Origin of the sequence: Imbroritus primus, from assembly GCF_964332355.1 — a bacterium.
In the GTDB taxonomy this organism is placed as follows: Bacteria; Pseudomonadota; Gammaproteobacteria; order Burkholderiales; family Burkholderiaceae; genus Imbroritus; species Imbroritus primus.
In genome coordinates, this window is sequence record NZ_OZ201293.1 from 2,338,398 (window position 1) to 2,352,814 (window position 14,417).

The 14,417-nt window shown below is 65.1% G+C and carries 14 protein-coding genes; 1 reads left to right on the top strand and 13 read right to left on the bottom strand.

The features are described 5' to 3' along the window. Positions 1-21: 21 nt before the first annotated feature. From ACQ3C8_RS10675 to ACQ3C8_RS10715, 9 genes are all read right to left on the bottom strand, one after another. Positions 22-1,560 carry a malonate--CoA ligase gene (locus ACQ3C8_RS10675; protein WP_009523181.1) on the bottom strand — a complete coding sequence of 513 codons (1,539 nt, stop codon included), beginning with the start codon at positions 1,558-1,560 and terminating at the stop codon, positions 22-24. Positions 1,561-1,606: 46 nt separating this feature from the next. Further along, entirely contained in the window at positions 1,607-2,413 is an 807-nt protein-coding gene (locus ACQ3C8_RS10680) for an enoyl-CoA hydratase/isomerase family protein (RefSeq protein ID WP_428851552.1), read from the bottom strand. Between the two features lie 2 nt (positions 2,414-2,415). Beyond that, the gene (locus ACQ3C8_RS10685; protein WP_428851553.1) at positions 2,416-3,396 is read right to left on the bottom strand and encodes a Bug family tripartite tricarboxylate transporter substrate binding protein; all 981 of its coding nucleotides are present in this window, start codon (positions 3,394-3,396) and stop codon (positions 2,416-2,418) included. 60 nt (positions 3,397-3,456) lie between these two features. After that, a complete protein-coding gene (locus ACQ3C8_RS10690; protein ID WP_428851554.1) occupies positions 3,457-4,860 on the bottom strand; it encodes a malonyl-CoA decarboxylase domain-containing protein in 1,404 nt (467 codons plus the stop codon). Positions 4,861-4,867: 7 nt separating this feature from the next. After that, positions 4,868-5,623, bottom strand: a complete 756-nt coding sequence (locus tag ACQ3C8_RS10695) for a GntR family transcriptional regulator (RefSeq protein WP_428851555.1) — start codon at positions 5,621-5,623, stop codon at positions 4,868-4,870. Positions 5,624-5,718: 95 nt separating this feature from the next. After that, a complete protein-coding gene (locus ACQ3C8_RS10700) occupies positions 5,719-6,171 on the bottom strand; it encodes a hypothetical protein (protein ID WP_428853064.1) in 453 nt (150 codons plus the stop codon). Beyond that, entirely contained in the window at positions 6,168-6,782 is a 615-nt protein-coding gene (locus tag ACQ3C8_RS10705; RefSeq protein WP_428851556.1) for a hypothetical protein, read from the bottom strand. Before ACQ3C8_RS10705 ends, ACQ3C8_RS10700 begins: the two co-directional genes overlap by 4 nt. Positions 6,783-6,913: 131 nt before the next feature. After that, positions 6,914-7,723: a prolipoprotein diacylglyceryl transferase gene (gene lgt, locus ACQ3C8_RS10710; RefSeq protein ID WP_428851557.1), complete on the bottom strand. Its 810-nt coding sequence runs from the start codon at positions 7,721-7,723 to the stop codon at positions 6,914-6,916. An 84-nt stretch (positions 7,724-7,807) separates the two neighbouring features. Then, complete coding sequence (locus ACQ3C8_RS10715) at positions 7,808-8,737, bottom strand: LysR family transcriptional regulator (protein ID WP_428853065.1); 930 nt, start codon at positions 8,735-8,737, stop codon at positions 7,808-7,810. A gap of 91 nt (positions 8,738-8,828) precedes the next feature. Between ACQ3C8_RS10715 and ilvD the strand changes: the two genes are divergently transcribed. Next, positions 8,829-10,502, top strand: coding sequence for a dihydroxy-acid dehydratase (gene ilvD / locus ACQ3C8_RS10720; RefSeq protein WP_428851558.1), 1,674 nt, complete (start codon positions 8,829-8,831; stop codon positions 10,500-10,502). A 108-nt stretch (positions 10,503-10,610) separates the two neighbouring features. Here the strand turns inward: ilvD and ACQ3C8_RS10725 are convergent, their stop codons facing one another. The 4 genes from ACQ3C8_RS10725 to ACQ3C8_RS10740 form a co-directional block, all read right to left on the bottom strand. Further along, complete coding sequence (locus ACQ3C8_RS10725; protein ID WP_428851559.1) at positions 10,611-11,846, bottom strand: MFS transporter; 1,236 nt, start codon at positions 11,844-11,846, stop codon at positions 10,611-10,613. Between the two features lie 97 nt (positions 11,847-11,943). Then, positions 11,944-12,399 (bottom strand): hypothetical protein, encoded by a 456-nt coding sequence (locus tag ACQ3C8_RS10730; protein WP_428851560.1) that lies wholly within the window; start codon positions 12,397-12,399, stop codon positions 11,944-11,946. Continuing rightward, positions 12,396-12,836, bottom strand: a complete 441-nt coding sequence (locus ACQ3C8_RS10735) for a DNA polymerase III subunit chi (protein ID WP_428851561.1) — start codon at positions 12,834-12,836, stop codon at positions 12,396-12,398. Before ACQ3C8_RS10735 ends, ACQ3C8_RS10730 begins: the two co-directional genes overlap by 4 nt. A 13-nt stretch (positions 12,837-12,849) precedes the next feature. Then, positions 12,850-14,385 (bottom strand): leucyl aminopeptidase, encoded by a 1,536-nt coding sequence (locus ACQ3C8_RS10740; RefSeq protein WP_428851562.1) that lies wholly within the window; start codon positions 14,383-14,385, stop codon positions 12,850-12,852. Positions 14,386-14,417 lie beyond the last annotated feature (32 nt).

Below are 14,417 nucleotides of genomic sequence, written 5' to 3' on the forward strand. Positions count from 1 at the left end.
TGGGGCCACGAGAAAAAGAACTCAGGCCGCGTAACGGTCCCGCAGCACGTTCTTCTGCACCTTGCCCATGGCATTGCGCGGCAACTCGTCGACCACATGCACCTGCTTGGGCACCTTGAAGTTGGCGATGCGGCCCTTGAGCGCGGCAATCACGGCCGACGGCTCCATCGTGACGCCGGACTGACGGACCACCACGGCCACCACCGCCTCGCCAAAATCGGGATGCGGCACGCCGATCACCGCGCTCTCCACCACACCTGGCAGGTCGTCGATGAAGCTCTCGATTTCCTTGGGATAGACGTTGTAACCGCCCGAGATGATCAGGTCCTTGCTGCGGCCGACGATGGTCAGATAATCGTCGGGCACGGTGCGGTCGCCGATCGCACCGCCGAAGCGGCCGACGTCGCCCGTCTTGAACCAGCCATCGGCCGTGAACTCTTCCTTGGTCTTTTCTGGCATGCGCCAGTAGCCGGAGAACACGTTCGGGCCGCGCACTTCCACATTGCCGATCACACCCGGCGCGCAGGCCTTGCCTTCGCCATCCACCACGCGCACCGACACGCCCGGCAGCGGCTTGCCGACCGTGCCGCCAATCCGCTCGCCATCCTTGGGATCGTACGGATTCGACACCAGCATCACAGTCTCGCTCATGCCATAGCGCTCGAGGATCGTCTGGCCCGTCCGCGCCTTGAACGACTCGAAGGTTTCCATCAGCAACGGCGCCGAACCCGAGACGAACAGGCGCATGTTCTCGCACGCCAGTTCATCGAAGCGCGGCTCGGCCAGCAGGCGCACATAGTACGTCGGCACGCCCATCATCACAGTGGACCGCGGCAGATGCTTGAGTGCCTGCGCGACATCCAGCTTTGGCAGCCAGATGGTCTTGGCGCCCGCGAGCAATGCACCGTGCGAGGCAACGAACAGGCCATGCACATGGAACAGCGGCAACATATGCAGCAGCACGTCGTCGCTGCGCCAGCCCCACGCCTTGTGCAGGACCTTGGCGTTGGACGACAGATTGCCATGCGACAGCATCGCACCCTTGCTTCGGCCAGTGGTACCCGAGGTATAGAGGATCGCCGCGAGATCGGCATCCTTGCACGCCACCGTAGTGAAGGCGCTGGAGTGCTCGGCGGCGCGCTGCAGCAGCGAGCCGGTGCGGTCCTCGTCGAGCGTGAAGACATGACGCGTACCGAGACGGAACGCGAGCTTCGATACCCAGCCAAAGTTCTTGCTCGAACACACCACCACGGCCGGCTCGGCATTGCCGATGAAATACTCGATCTCCGCTTCCTGGTATGCCGTGTTCAGCGGCAGGTAGACATAGCCGGCGCGCAGCGTGGCCAGGTAGAGAAATAGCGCCTCAGGCGATTTCTCGACCTGCACCGCGACACGCGAGCCTTCCGGCAGGTCGAGCGCGCGCAGCAGGTTCGCCAGCTTGGCGGTGGCGCGGTCGAGGTCGTCCCAGCTGTAATACAGGCCATCGTGAGTTTCGATGCAGCAGCGTTGACGATCGTCGGGAAAGGCTGCTTCGAACAGGGCGTACAGGTTGGCGTTCATGAGTCAGTCGATGTGAAGTTGCGGCTCCAGGGCCGGTCGAAAATAATCAGCGGCCCACAAAACGCGGCAACCGCTTGTCAAGAAAAGCGCGAATCCCTTCGGCGTGATCGGCAGTGTCGCAGTATGCAAAGCACTGATCAAGCTCCTCGGCCGTCAGGGGCTCGACCGCGGGGCTCAGGCGCTCGATGATCCGTTTGTTGAAGCGCGCCGCCAGCGGCGCACCCTGTGCGATCCGTTGCGTGGTCAGGCTGATTTCTCGCGCCAGTTCGCCGTCGGCCACGACACGCGTCAGCAGCCCTTTCTGCAGGGCTTCGCGCGCGCCGAACACACGGCCTTCGAGCAGGATTTCCAGCGTCACCGCACGTCCGGCCAGCGCCAGCAGCCCGGCCAGCTCATCCGGGGCCATGGGAAAACCGAGGCGGTTGATCGGCACGCCGAAACGCGCCGACGCCGTGGCGATACGCAGATCGCAATGGCAGGCGATTTCGAGCCCGCCACCGACACACACGCCATCGATTGCCGCCACCGTCGGATGCGGGCAATCACGCACGGCCTGCAGCGCCGGCTTGATGATGTCGAGGTGATAGGCGCGCACACCGGCACTGCCATGGCGCACCTCGGGAAACTCGGCAATGTCGGCACCAGCGGCAAAGTTGCCGCCGGCGCCGCGCACCACGATGCAGCGCAGCGTCTCGTCCGTCGACAGACGTTCGAAATGCTCGCGCAGGCCGCGCCACATGGCGACGCTGATGGCGTTGAGGCGGTCCGGGTGAAACAGCGTAACCGTGGCGATGTCGCCATCGCGCATCACGGTCACGCTGCCGCCTGGCGGGTGCAGGTCGACGGTACGCATGCTCAGTCCAGTTTCGCGCCGGAGGCCTGGGCCACCTGCGCCCAGCGTTTTACTTCGCTGCCCACGAACGTCGCAAACTGTTCCTGGCTCAGGTTCGGCGTCTCCGAGCCGTTGTTGAGCCACGTCTGCTTGAGTTCCGGCGTCGCCAGGGCCTTCTGGACCTCGCTGTGCATGCGCTCGACAATCTCCTTCGGCGTGCCTTTCGGTGCGAACACGGCATACCACGTCGAGACCTCATACCCCGGCACGCCGGCTTCCGCAGCTGTCGGCACATTCGGGAAGGCCGGCGAACGGCGCGGCGCGGCCACGGCCAGCGCCTTGATGCGGCCGCTGCGGATATGCTGCGCGGACGAACCCAGGCCGTCGAACATCAGGTCTACCTGTCCCGCGATCAGGTCCGACAATGCCGGTCCCGCGCCCTTGTAGGGAATATGCGTGATGAATGTCTTGGTAATGCCCTTGAACTGCTCACCCGCCAGATGATGCGAACTGCCGTTGCCGGCCGAACCGTAGTTCAACTTGCCCGGGTGCTGCTTGGCATAGCGCACCAACTCCTGCAGCGTCGAAACCGGCACCTTGGGATTGACCACCACGACCTGCGGTGGTGTGGCGATCAACGCGACCGGAATGAGATCCTTCTCGATGTCATAGTCGAGCTTCTTGTACATGGCTGGTGCAATGGCGTGATGCGCTCCGCCGATCAGGAAGGTATAGCCATCCGGCGCTGCCTTCGCCGCCAGGCTGGCACCCAGCGTGCCACCCGCACCACCACGGTTGTCTACCACGAACTGCTTGCCGGTCTGCTTGCTCAGCTGATTGGCCAACGGGCGCGCGAAGGCATCGGTACCGCCGCCCGCCGGGAACGGCACGATCACCGTCACGGGCTTGGCCGGCCACGGATCAGCGGCAAGAACAGAGGCAGGGGCAGCCACGGTACCGCACAGCACGGTCGCGGCGCCCAGCAAAAGCTGACGTCGTTTCATCACATTGTCTCCAGATTATTGGAATTATCCTGATGCAACTGCTTACAGCACCGACTGCAACTACAGCAACTTGGCAATCGCGCGTCCGATGCGCGGACTGCCTTCGCCCAACTGCGCCAGATTGTCATCGAGCGCATCGAGTTCATAGAGATAGTTCACCATCATTCCACATGACTGCGCACGCCCCTTCTTCGACGCATCGGCCTGCCAGTTGAGACGCTCCATCTGTGCCCCATTCCCGAGATGGAAACGCGCGACCGGATCGACCGGCAACGTGCCATCGCGAACCTTGACGAGATAGTGCGCTGCCAGCGCAATGCCGACCGCTTGCCGCGCCGCCGCCTGCTCGGCATCGCCCTCTTCCGACTGCAGCCAGGCCAGCCAGTCCTGTCCTGCCGCTTCCTTGCCGCGCACCTGACGGTGACGGACCAGGGACCGGACCGCGAACACGTCGTCGAGCTGTGACGCGGATTGCTTGCGCAGCCAGTCGGCAAACCCGGGGATCGGCGAGAGCGTGGCGAACTGCTTGAGCTTGGGAAACTCGTTCTGGATTTCCTCGATCACGCGCTTCAGCAGGAAATTGCCGAAGCTGACGCCGCGCAGGCCGGTCTGCGTATTCGAGATCGAGTAGAAAATGGCCCAGCGTACTTTCTTCAGATCCTCGAGCGGCGCGGCTTCGTCGAGCAGCGTCTGCACGTTGCCAGCCATGTCCGGCACGAAGGCCACTTCGACAAAAATCAGCGGCTCGTCCGGCAGGCGCGGATGGAAGAAGGCGTAGCAGCGGCGATCGGAGTCGAGCCGGTTGCGCAGATCGGCCCACGAGGCGATCTCGTGCACAGCCTCGTAGACAATCAGCTTCTCCAGCAGCGAGGCCGGCGAGTCCCAGCTGATGCGACGCAACTCCAGCAGGCCAACATCGAACCAGTTCGAGAACAGGCCTTCGAGGTCTTCATCGAGCGGCCTGAGTGCGGGAATCTGCTTGCGCGCACGCAGCATATCGGCACGCAGTTGCAGGAGGAAGCGCAAGCCCCCACCGGCTGCCAGCCCGTTGAGGCGCTTGAAGAAACGGATACGCGCATGCGACAGTGCCTGCGTCAGCTGCGAAGCGCCACTGCGCGCACCGTCACTGCTCCCGGTCTCGGCAGCCACTTCGGCCAGCACGGCCAGCATCGCCTGGCGCAGGTCCGCATCGGCGGCCGTATAACGGTCGCGCCATTCGCGCGCCGCTTCGTTGGCGGCGACATCGGTGAGGCGCGCATCGAAACAGCGGCGCAACTGCTCGCGCATGCGCCGGATCTCGCGCGGCGACAGTGCAACCGGCGCGGCCATAGGCGCGGCTTCCTTTGCCGGCACATCGACCTTGCGGGTCCACCACTTGCCAAGGCGGGACAGCAAGGTGCCGGATGACTCGGGGACGGAAACAGGGATCTTCATATCGACTTCAGCTACCTCGGGCGCGCTCATGACACTCTCACTCATCGGACGTCGTAGATGCCGCAAGCGTCAGGCGCCGCTTGCGTGAATGGGGCAGCACGGGAGCGGATGGATGAGCCGTCGAGTCCGTCGCGGCGGCGCGCTCGGTCTCACCATCCAGGACCCGCAACGCCACGCGTTGGTTCAGAAGGTGGGTTTTCATCAGCGCTTCCGCGCGCACCGGATCACGCTCCTTGAGTGCGGCAAACACCGCCAGGTGCTCGGCGCACGACTGCGCCATCCGGCCGGGTAGCATCAGGCTCTTGTGGCGGGACAGGCGCAGCACCTTGCGCAGGTCGTCGATCACCCCGCTCAGCCAGACGTTGCCGGCAAGCCGCTGAATGGTTTCGTGGATTTCGTAGTTGGTTTCGTAGTACGCGTCGATCTCGCCGGCCTCGGCATGCCGGCACAGCTTGGCGTGAGGCGCTTCAAGGGCTTGCAGGTCGGCATCCGTGGCACGCGTGGCTGCCTCAAAGGCGCACCGCCCCTCCAGCAATGCCATCAGTGGAAAGATGTCGTCGAGATCACGCTCGGTGAGCGCATTGACAAAGCAGCCGCGACGCGGCTCGAGGCGCACCAGCCCCTCGGAGGCGAGCACTTTGAGGGCCTCGCGCAACGGCGTGCGGGAAATGCCCATGACCTCCACCAGCCGCAGTTCGTCGATCCATGCGCCCGGGGCCAACTCCTGGGCATCGATCATTTGCCGCAGCCGGTCTGCTACCTCTTGGTACAACGCCTGCCGGACGATTCGCATGCCTGCTCCCTGATTCGTTATTCATAATTATGAATAATTAATGCAAATAAGCAAGCAGTAAAATCCCGGATGGCGGGATCGGTGACCGGGCGGGTCTAGGGTGGGTGGAATATGGCCACAGCACCTGGGGCCTGGGCCTGGGCCTGGGCCTGGGCCTGGGCCTGGGCCTGGGCTCTGGGCTCTGGGCTCTGGGCTCTGGGCTCTGGGCTCTGGGCTCTGGGCTCTGGGCTCTGGGCTCTGGGCTCTGGGCTCTGGGCTCTGGGCTCTGGGCTCTGGGCTCTGGGCTCTGGGCTCTGGGCTCTGGGCTCTGGGCTCTGGGCTCTGGGCTCTGGGCTCTGGGCTCTGGGCTCTGGGCTCTGGGCTCTGGGCTCTGGGCTCTGGGCTCTGGGCTCTGGGCTCTGGGCTCTGGGCTCTGGGCTCTGGGCTCTGGGAATCGGGAATCGGGAATCGGGAATCGGACTGTGAGCCCTCACCATGCGCACGGCAACGCCGCGGCTGGCAAAGGCCGGCCTTTGCGTGACTACGCTTCTGCTCTGCTTGTGCCCTATACTCTCCGCGACACGCGCGTCCGCGCCAGCGCCGCCTGCCGCTCGGCCTCCGCCTGTTCCGCCTCTTCATCGGCCCGCACATCACGCTCGGGATCACCGGTGGCGCGACGGGGCCGCCGGCCGGTCTGGCGGGGCATAGTTGGGAGATGGGCCAGCAAGGCCGCCATCGCAGCGGGGGAAGGCACGGATTGCAGCATGTCGGGCACCGGGAGGGCTGGGGCTTCCACCAGCACCCTGGGCAACGTTTCGCTGGCGTTGTCACGCATCAGCACGCGCCGCAGTGGTGATGCGAAACGCGACAACAAACCACTCCCGCCATTGACCGTGGAGACTTCGGTCCGCAATGCCACCGCGTCGCGGTCGGTCTCCGCGGCCTGACAGACAGCATCCTGCCCTGCCAGCGGCATGGGTGCCGGTTGGCGTAAGGTGGGCAATACAGTGAGAACGTCACGCTGGAATGCGGTACGCGCGGCCGGCGCGGGCGCCGCATACTGGCCGTTGTCGACGGCCGGGCGCGCCGCCGGCGGCAGATCCGCCACGTCACTATTGCGTTTCGGTGTGCCGCTGTCAGGCTGGGAAGCTGGATGGGGCGATGCCCCGATCGTCGTCATGCGGGCTCCTGGCGAGGGCGGGCAGATGCCCGTCCTGTTCAGTGACCGTAGCATGGCGATCGTTCCATGCACGGTTCCAACCACCCCACATCGCGCCCCACATCGCGCCTCAAGGGCGCCTCAATCGTGCCTCATGCGCCGGAGGAAGGCGCCGGTGCGCGCCGGTACGCCCACGCCATCATGGCAATGCCGGCGGCGATCATCGGCAGGCTGAGCAGCTGCCCCATCGATAGGTTAAGCGCCAACAGGCCGAGGTAGCTGTCAGGCTCGCGGGCGAATTCGGCGATAAAGCGGAAGAAGCCGTAGCCCGCGAGGAACGCCCCGGACACCGCCCCGACGGGCCGTGGCTTGCGGGCGAACAGCCACAGGAGAACGAACAGCGCCACGCCTTCGCCGGCAAACTGGTACAGCTGCGAGGGATGACGCGCGATGCCGTCGCCGGCCTGCGGAAACACCATGCCCCACGGCACATCGGTGGGGCGCCCCCACAGCTCGCCGTTGATGAAATTGCCGAGGCGTCCGGCCGCCAGTCCGCACGGCACCATCGGCGCGATGAAATCGGTGACCTGCAGCCACGAGCGCTGGCGGGCCCGCCCGAACAGCCACATGGCGACGACCACGCCGAGAAAGCCGCCATGGAAGGCCATGCCGCCTTCCCACACCTTGAACAGGTCGAGCGGGTTGGCCAGGTAGTAGGAAGGCTTGTAGAACAGCACGTATCCCAGCCGCCCGCCCAGGATCACACCGAGCACGCCATAGAACAGCATGTCGTCCAGATCGCGCGCCTGCCAGCCCTGTGCCGCGACATGCGGTTGGCGGATGCGCAAGCGTCCGAACCACAGGAACATGACGAAGGCCAGCAGGTACATCAGGCCATACCAGTGGATCGCAAGCGGGCCGATCTGCACGGCGATAGGGTCGAACTGAGGATGGGTCAGCATAAGCGGAAGGCAATTGTCAGAATCGGAAAGCAGCGTAGACCGTTCACCCACGGCCACGCCACCACACGGAGGCATTGGACCACGTCACGATGACATGGTGCGGGCAATCTCCACAAATGATTGCAGCGCAGGCGTCATGGCCTGCCGCCGCCATATCAGGCCGGTTTCCACGTATGGCGTCACATGCGGCGCAAGATCTGCCGACAGGTCGAGATAGCGCACGCCGGTGCGACGCAGATGGCGCAGCGATTCAGGCACCAGGGCCACGCCCATGCCCGCGGACACCAGGCTGACGATGGTCTGCATCTGGATCGCCTCCTGTCCCACGCGTGGCGTCAGCCCCTGCGCCGCATAGCAGCCCGTAATGATGTCATAAAACGCGGGGGCGCTCCGGCGCGGAAACAGGATCAGCGGCGCATCGGCCGCCTCGGCCAATGCCACCTCGCCACGACGCAGGCGCGCCTGCCCGTGGCGCGACGCCGGCCGCCATCTTTCAGGCACAGCCAGCACCAGACGCTCGCGCGCCAGCGGCAAGTAGCCGAGCGTGGCCGGAAAACTCACCGGCTGCGGCGGAATGACGAGGCCCGCATCGCTTTCGCCAGCGAGCAGCGCATCGATCTGCACGTCGCTGGTCGCTTCGCGCAATTGCAGGGACACATCGGGATGCCGCTCCCCGAACTGACGCAGCAGACCGGGCAGGATGCCGTAGTCGGCGGTACTGACGAATGTCAGGGTCAGCGAGCCGGTTTCGCCGCGCGCCAGCCGCTGGGCGAGTGCCGGCAAGGCGGCAGCGTCGGCCAGCACGCGCCGGACCTCGGGCAGCCACTGTGCACCCACGGCTGTCAGGGCCACCGAGCGGCGCGTGCGCGCAAACAGCTGCACACCCAGTTCCTGCTCTAGGGCCTGAATCTGCTGGCTAAGTGGTGGCTGGGTCATGGCGAGGCGTTCGGCGGCGCGGCCGAAATGCAGTTCCTCGGCCACGGTGACGAAGTAACGTAACTGCCGCAAGTCCATTGATATGTTTTTCAACTCAATATAGCCTGAATAATATATTGGACATGTAATATCGCAAGCGCCATCCTGCAGATTCCCCCAGGAGGACGCCATGCCCCACAACAAACGCTCCAGCCATGTCACGCAAGGCGTGGCACGCTCGCCGAACCGCTCGATGTACTACGCGCTCGGCTACAGGAAGGAAGACTTCAACAACCCGATGGTCGGCATTGCCAACGGCCATTCGACCATCACGCCCTGCAATGCTGGCCTGCAAAGGCTGGCCGATGCTGCCGTGGCGGCGGTCAGGGAGGCCGGCGCCAACCCGCAGATCTTCGGCACGCCGACGATTTCCGACGGCATGTCGATGGGTACGGAAGGCATGAAATATTCGCTGATCTCGCGCGAAGTGATTGCCGACTGCATCGAGACCTGCGTGCAGGGCCAGTGGATGGATGGCGTGGTGGTGATCGGCGGCTGCGACAAGAACATGCCGGGCGGCATGATCGCGTTGGCGCGCACCAATGTACCGGGCATCTATGTGTACGGCGGCACCATCAAGCCGGGTAACTGGAAGGGCAAGGACCTGACCATCGTGTCGTCGTTCGAAGCCGTAGGCGAATTCACCGCAGGCCGCATGAGCGATGAAGACTTTGAAGGCATCGAGAAAAATGCCTGCCCCTCGACCGGCTCATGCGGCGGTATGTACACGGCAAATACCATGAGCTCATCATTCGAGGCGCTCGGCATGTCGCTGCTGTATTCCTCGACCATGGCCAACCCGGACCAGGAAAAGGTCGACAGCGCGGCCGAATCGGCGCGCGTGCTGGTGGAAGCGATCAGGAAGGACATCAAGCCGCGCGACATCATCACGCGCCGCGCGATCGAAAATGCCGTGGCCGTGATCATGGCCACCGGCGGCTCGACCAATGCGGTGCTGCACTATCTCGCCATCGCGCGCGCCGCCGAGGTGGAATGGAACATCGACGATTTCGAGCGCATACGCAAGAAGGTGCCGGTGATCTGCAACCTCAAGCCGTCCGGCCAGTATGTGGCCACCGACCTGCATCAGGCCGGCGGCATTCCGCAGGTCATGAAGCTCCTGCTGAACGCCGGCCTGCTGCATGGCGACTGCCTCACCATCACCGGCCGCACCCTCGCCGAAGAACTGGCGAACGTGCCCGATCAGCCGCGCGCCGATCAGGACGTGATCATGCCCATCGACAAAGCGCTCTACGCAGAAGGACACCTTGCCGTGCTCAAGGGCAATCTTGCGCCGGACGGCGCCATCGCCAAGATCACCGGCCTGAAGAATCCGGTGATTACCGGTCCGGCGCGCGTCTTCGACGATGAAAGCAGCGCCATGGATGCCATCCTTGGCGACAGGATCCAGCCCGGCGACGTGCTGGTGCTGCGCTATCTCGGTCCGCAGGGCGGCCCCGGCATGCCGGAAATGCTCGCGCCCACCTCAGCCATCATCGGCAAGGGTCTCGGCGAATCGGTCGGCTTCATCACCGATGGCCGCTTCTCGGGCGGCACGTGGGGCATGGTGGTCGGCCACGTCGCGCCTGAAGCGTTTGTCGGCGGCACCATCGCCCTGGTACAGGAAGGCGACTCGATCACCATCGATGCCCATCAGCTCAAGCTGCAGCTGAACGTCAGCGAGGAAGAACTGGCCAGGCGCAAGGCCGCATGGCAGCAGCCAGCCCCGCGCTATACCCGTGGCGTGCTGGCCAAGTTCGCCAGGCTGGCGCTACCGGCCAATGAAGGGGCGCTCACGGGCTGATCGTCCTGGCGGGCCGATGCAGCGGGGCGCACGTTGCGCGGCAACACGCTCTCTGTCCGGCTACCCGGCTGCGGCCGCAATCACACCGCGTGAGGTACGGCCGCCGAGCTACTGCCGGGCGGCCTCGGACCGGGAGGCCGCGAGCATGCCGGGATCGCGCAGTAACGGACGGAATCCCAGCAGGCCAAGCATCGGTCCCATCAGCAGCAACCAGGCCGAGTCGAGAGCCCATCGTTCGAACAGCGACGTAACGATGGCAATCGATACCACCGTGATGGCAAAGCCAAGCGCGTTCTGGATCGCCAGCGCGCTCCCGACCAGGCCGGGTGGACAGGCCTGCGCGGAAATGGCCGAGAAATGCGGTGAGTCGGCAACCACGGCCGCACCCCACACGACCATCAGCACCAGCAAGGCTGCCGGCGGCAAGCTGCGCCAACCAAAGACGAACACCAGTCCGCACAGCCCCGACAGGGCCAGTGCGGTCGCCGCCACGCGCACGCTGCCATGGCGGCGCGACAGCACGCCGCCCAGCAGGCTGCCAAGCGCCCCTGCCGCAATCACCAGAAACGCCAGCCCCGAGGCACCGCCCAAGGGCACTGCGGCCGCGACACCGGACTGCAACAGATAGAGCGGCACCACCGTCCAGAACGCGTAAAGCTCCCACATGTGCCCGAAATAGCCAAATGCCGAGGCACGAAATGCCGGCCGCCGGAAAGCTGCGAGCACCGCGCCGGCATGGACATCACGTGTGCCCGGGCGGCCTCCCTTTGGCAGATGGGGGCCGTCGCCAAGCCAGCCAATCAGCAACGCACCGAACATGGCGAGCACCGAGGATGCGCCGACCACAGCCTGCCACGGCAGGCCGCCGCTCCCCGCCTGCAGCAGGTGCGGTAACGCCGTGCCGAGGGTCAGCATGGCCACCAGTTGCGCCAGCGCCGCGCCGGTGCCGTGCGGGGCCCAGCTGACGATCAGCTTCATGCCGAGCGGATAGATACCGGCCAGCGACATCCCGACCAGGAAGCGGCACAGGATGGCGGCGGGCAGGCCAGCGGCGAGAAAGGCGAAAGCAGCATTGCTGGCGGCGCCGACAATGGCAGAGACGATGAAGATCCGGCTGGCAGGAAAGCGGTCGGCGAGTCCGCTGAGGGAGATGCCCAGCGTGCCGGCAATGAAGCCCAGCTGCACGGCATTGGTCAGCCAGCCGAGTGCGGCCGGCGAGAGTTGCCATGCCGCCATCAGCTCGTGCGCCACACCGTTGGCGCTGAACCATAGGGACGTGCCGAACAGTTGCGCCACGGCGATGGTCCACACCGGACCCAGCCAGCCGATCAGCCCACGCCCCATCCCGCCTCTCCTTCGTTTCGACTGCAGGGCACCGTGGCCGGCCCCGCCGCGCTGCACGACGTAGTGCACGATACAGGCGGGTGACAGCCGGCTGCCATCAAGACCGTAAGCGCGCCTCCAGCCAGGTCTCAAGGCGAGCCTGCAGGGTAATCGTCAGATGGACTGACAGTGTTTCCACCAGCTGATCGGAAAACTGGCGCAGCGTGGCGTGTACCGCTTCCTGGCATTCGGCCTCGATGATGGCCGGCCAGGTAGCGCGGAACTGTTGCAGGATGTCCTCGGCGGGCAGGCTGGCTGCCTCGTTGCCGGACAACGCCATGCCGGCCGGTGATTGCGGCAATTCGCGATGGAACGGTTGCGCCTGCATATCAATCGACATGCTGGCGGCAGACATGGTCTCGGACTGCTCCGACATGGACGACCCCGGCGGCGCGACAGATGCGGTGGCGTCAGACGGCACCTCAGGATCGGCGGCCGGCGTCTCGGTCAGATCGACAACCTCGGTCAGCAGTGGAATACCGTCGCCATCCGGCCGTGATGCAAACCCGTTCATGCGTTGCGTCCCCCATTCCCCATGTCATGATGCTCGAGCGGATAACCATGATCGCGGTAATGCTTGTAGCGCAGGCGGCCAGCCTGCACCGCCCCGGGATCGGCACCCACCACTTCGATCATGCGCGTGAAGCGCGCGAACAGCGCGGGCGGTTCATCCAGCAGGTTGATCAGCAGGTCGTGATGGGGCACGTCATCGAGCGTCTCGGCCAGGATGATCGGCGTCGCCGCGACCATCTCCGGCTTGGCCGATCCCAGCCGGCAGTGCGGCAGGAAGTCGAGCTGGCTGAAATTCCACAGCATGCCGTCGAGGCGCGCCAGATCCTCACGCGCGCCATGCACTACCATGCGGTTGCCGGCCCCATAGGCCTTGCGCACCAGCCGGCACACGTAGCCCAGGCGTTCCGGCACGTTGCTATGGAAATCGATACGCGTCATCCCCCTGCTCCGCTCAGCCTGCGCGCTGGATCAGGAACTCGGTCAGCAACGGCACCGGGCGGCCGGTGGCGCCCTTGGCCTTGCCGCCACTCTTCCATGCTGTGCCCGCGATATCGAGGTGGGCCCAGTCGTACTTCTCGGTAAAGCGCGCCAGGAAGCAGGCGGCCGTCACGCTGCCAGCCGGACGTCCGCCGATATTGGCGATATCCGCGAAATTGGAATGCAGTTGCTCCTGGTAGGCATCGTCGAGCGGCATGCGCCAGGCGGTATCGAGCATCGTCTTGCCTGCCTTGAGCAGTTCCTCAGCCAGCGCATCGCTGCGCGCGTACAGGCCGCTGTTGACGTGGCCAAGCGCAATGATGCAGGCCCCCGTCAGCGTGGCGACATCGACCACCGCGGCCGGCTTGAAGCGCTCGGCGTAGGTCAGTGCATCGCACAGGATCAGGCGGCCTTCGGCATCGGTATTGAGGACTTCGATGGTCTGGCCAGACATGCTGGTGACCACGTCGCCCGGCTTGGTGGCGCGGCCGCTGGGCATGTTCTCGCAGGTCGGCACGATGGCGACCACGTTGAGCTTGAGCTTCATCTCGGCGGCCGCCTGGATGGCACCCAGCACCGACGCAGCACCGCACATGTCGTACTTCATCTCGTCCATGCCTTCGCCGGGCTTGAGCGAAATGCCGCCGCTGTCGAAAGTGATGCCTTTGCCGACCAGCACCACCGGCGCCTGGCGCGACTTGGCGAGACCGGCCGCACCGTTGTACTGCAGCACGATGAACTGCGGCGGCTCCTCAGTGCCCTTGGCCACGGCCAGGAAGGAACCCATCTTCAGGGCTTCCAGCTGCTTGCGGCCCAGCACCTCGACCTTCAGCTTGTGCGCCTTGGCGATGCCGCGCGCAGTATCGCCGAGATAGGTCGGCGTACAGATATTGGGAGGCAGGTTGCCGAGATCCTTGGCAAGGTCCATGCCGCTGGCGATGGCCGCACCGCGCATGGCAGCCGTGGCAGCCGCCTTGGCCGATGCAGCATCGGTAGTCAGCACCACCTTGCGCAAACCGCGCGTGTTCTTGTCGCGCTTGCTCTTGAGCGCCGGATGGCGATCGGCGAAGCGGTAGGCCGCCTCGCGCATCAGCATCGTGGTCAGTTGCACGCCCCAGGGAATGTCCCGGTCGCGCGCCGGGTGCTCCGTCAGGCACCACACGATGTTCGCCGCGCTGGTACCAGCCAGGGCCGCCAGCGCCGCACGGGCAGCGTCGGCAAATGCCTTGTCGCCGAATGCAGCCTCCTTGCCGAGGCCCACGAGCAGCACACGGGCCGCGCCGATGCCGGCGATATCGTGCTGCAGCGTGCAGGTACCGGCCTTGCCTTCGAAATCCCCGAGCTTGATCAGGCGGCTGACCAACCCCTTGGTGGCCGTATCCAGCGCCTTGGCCGCCGCGGACAGGTTCTGCCCCTCGAATACGCCGATCACCAGGCAATCCGTCTTGGTGGCCAGGAAACCATTTTTACCCGCTGCGCTCCAATCGAGGGCTTTTGTGCTAAATTCCATCGCGCTTCTCTCTTGAGATTTGTCAAAGACAG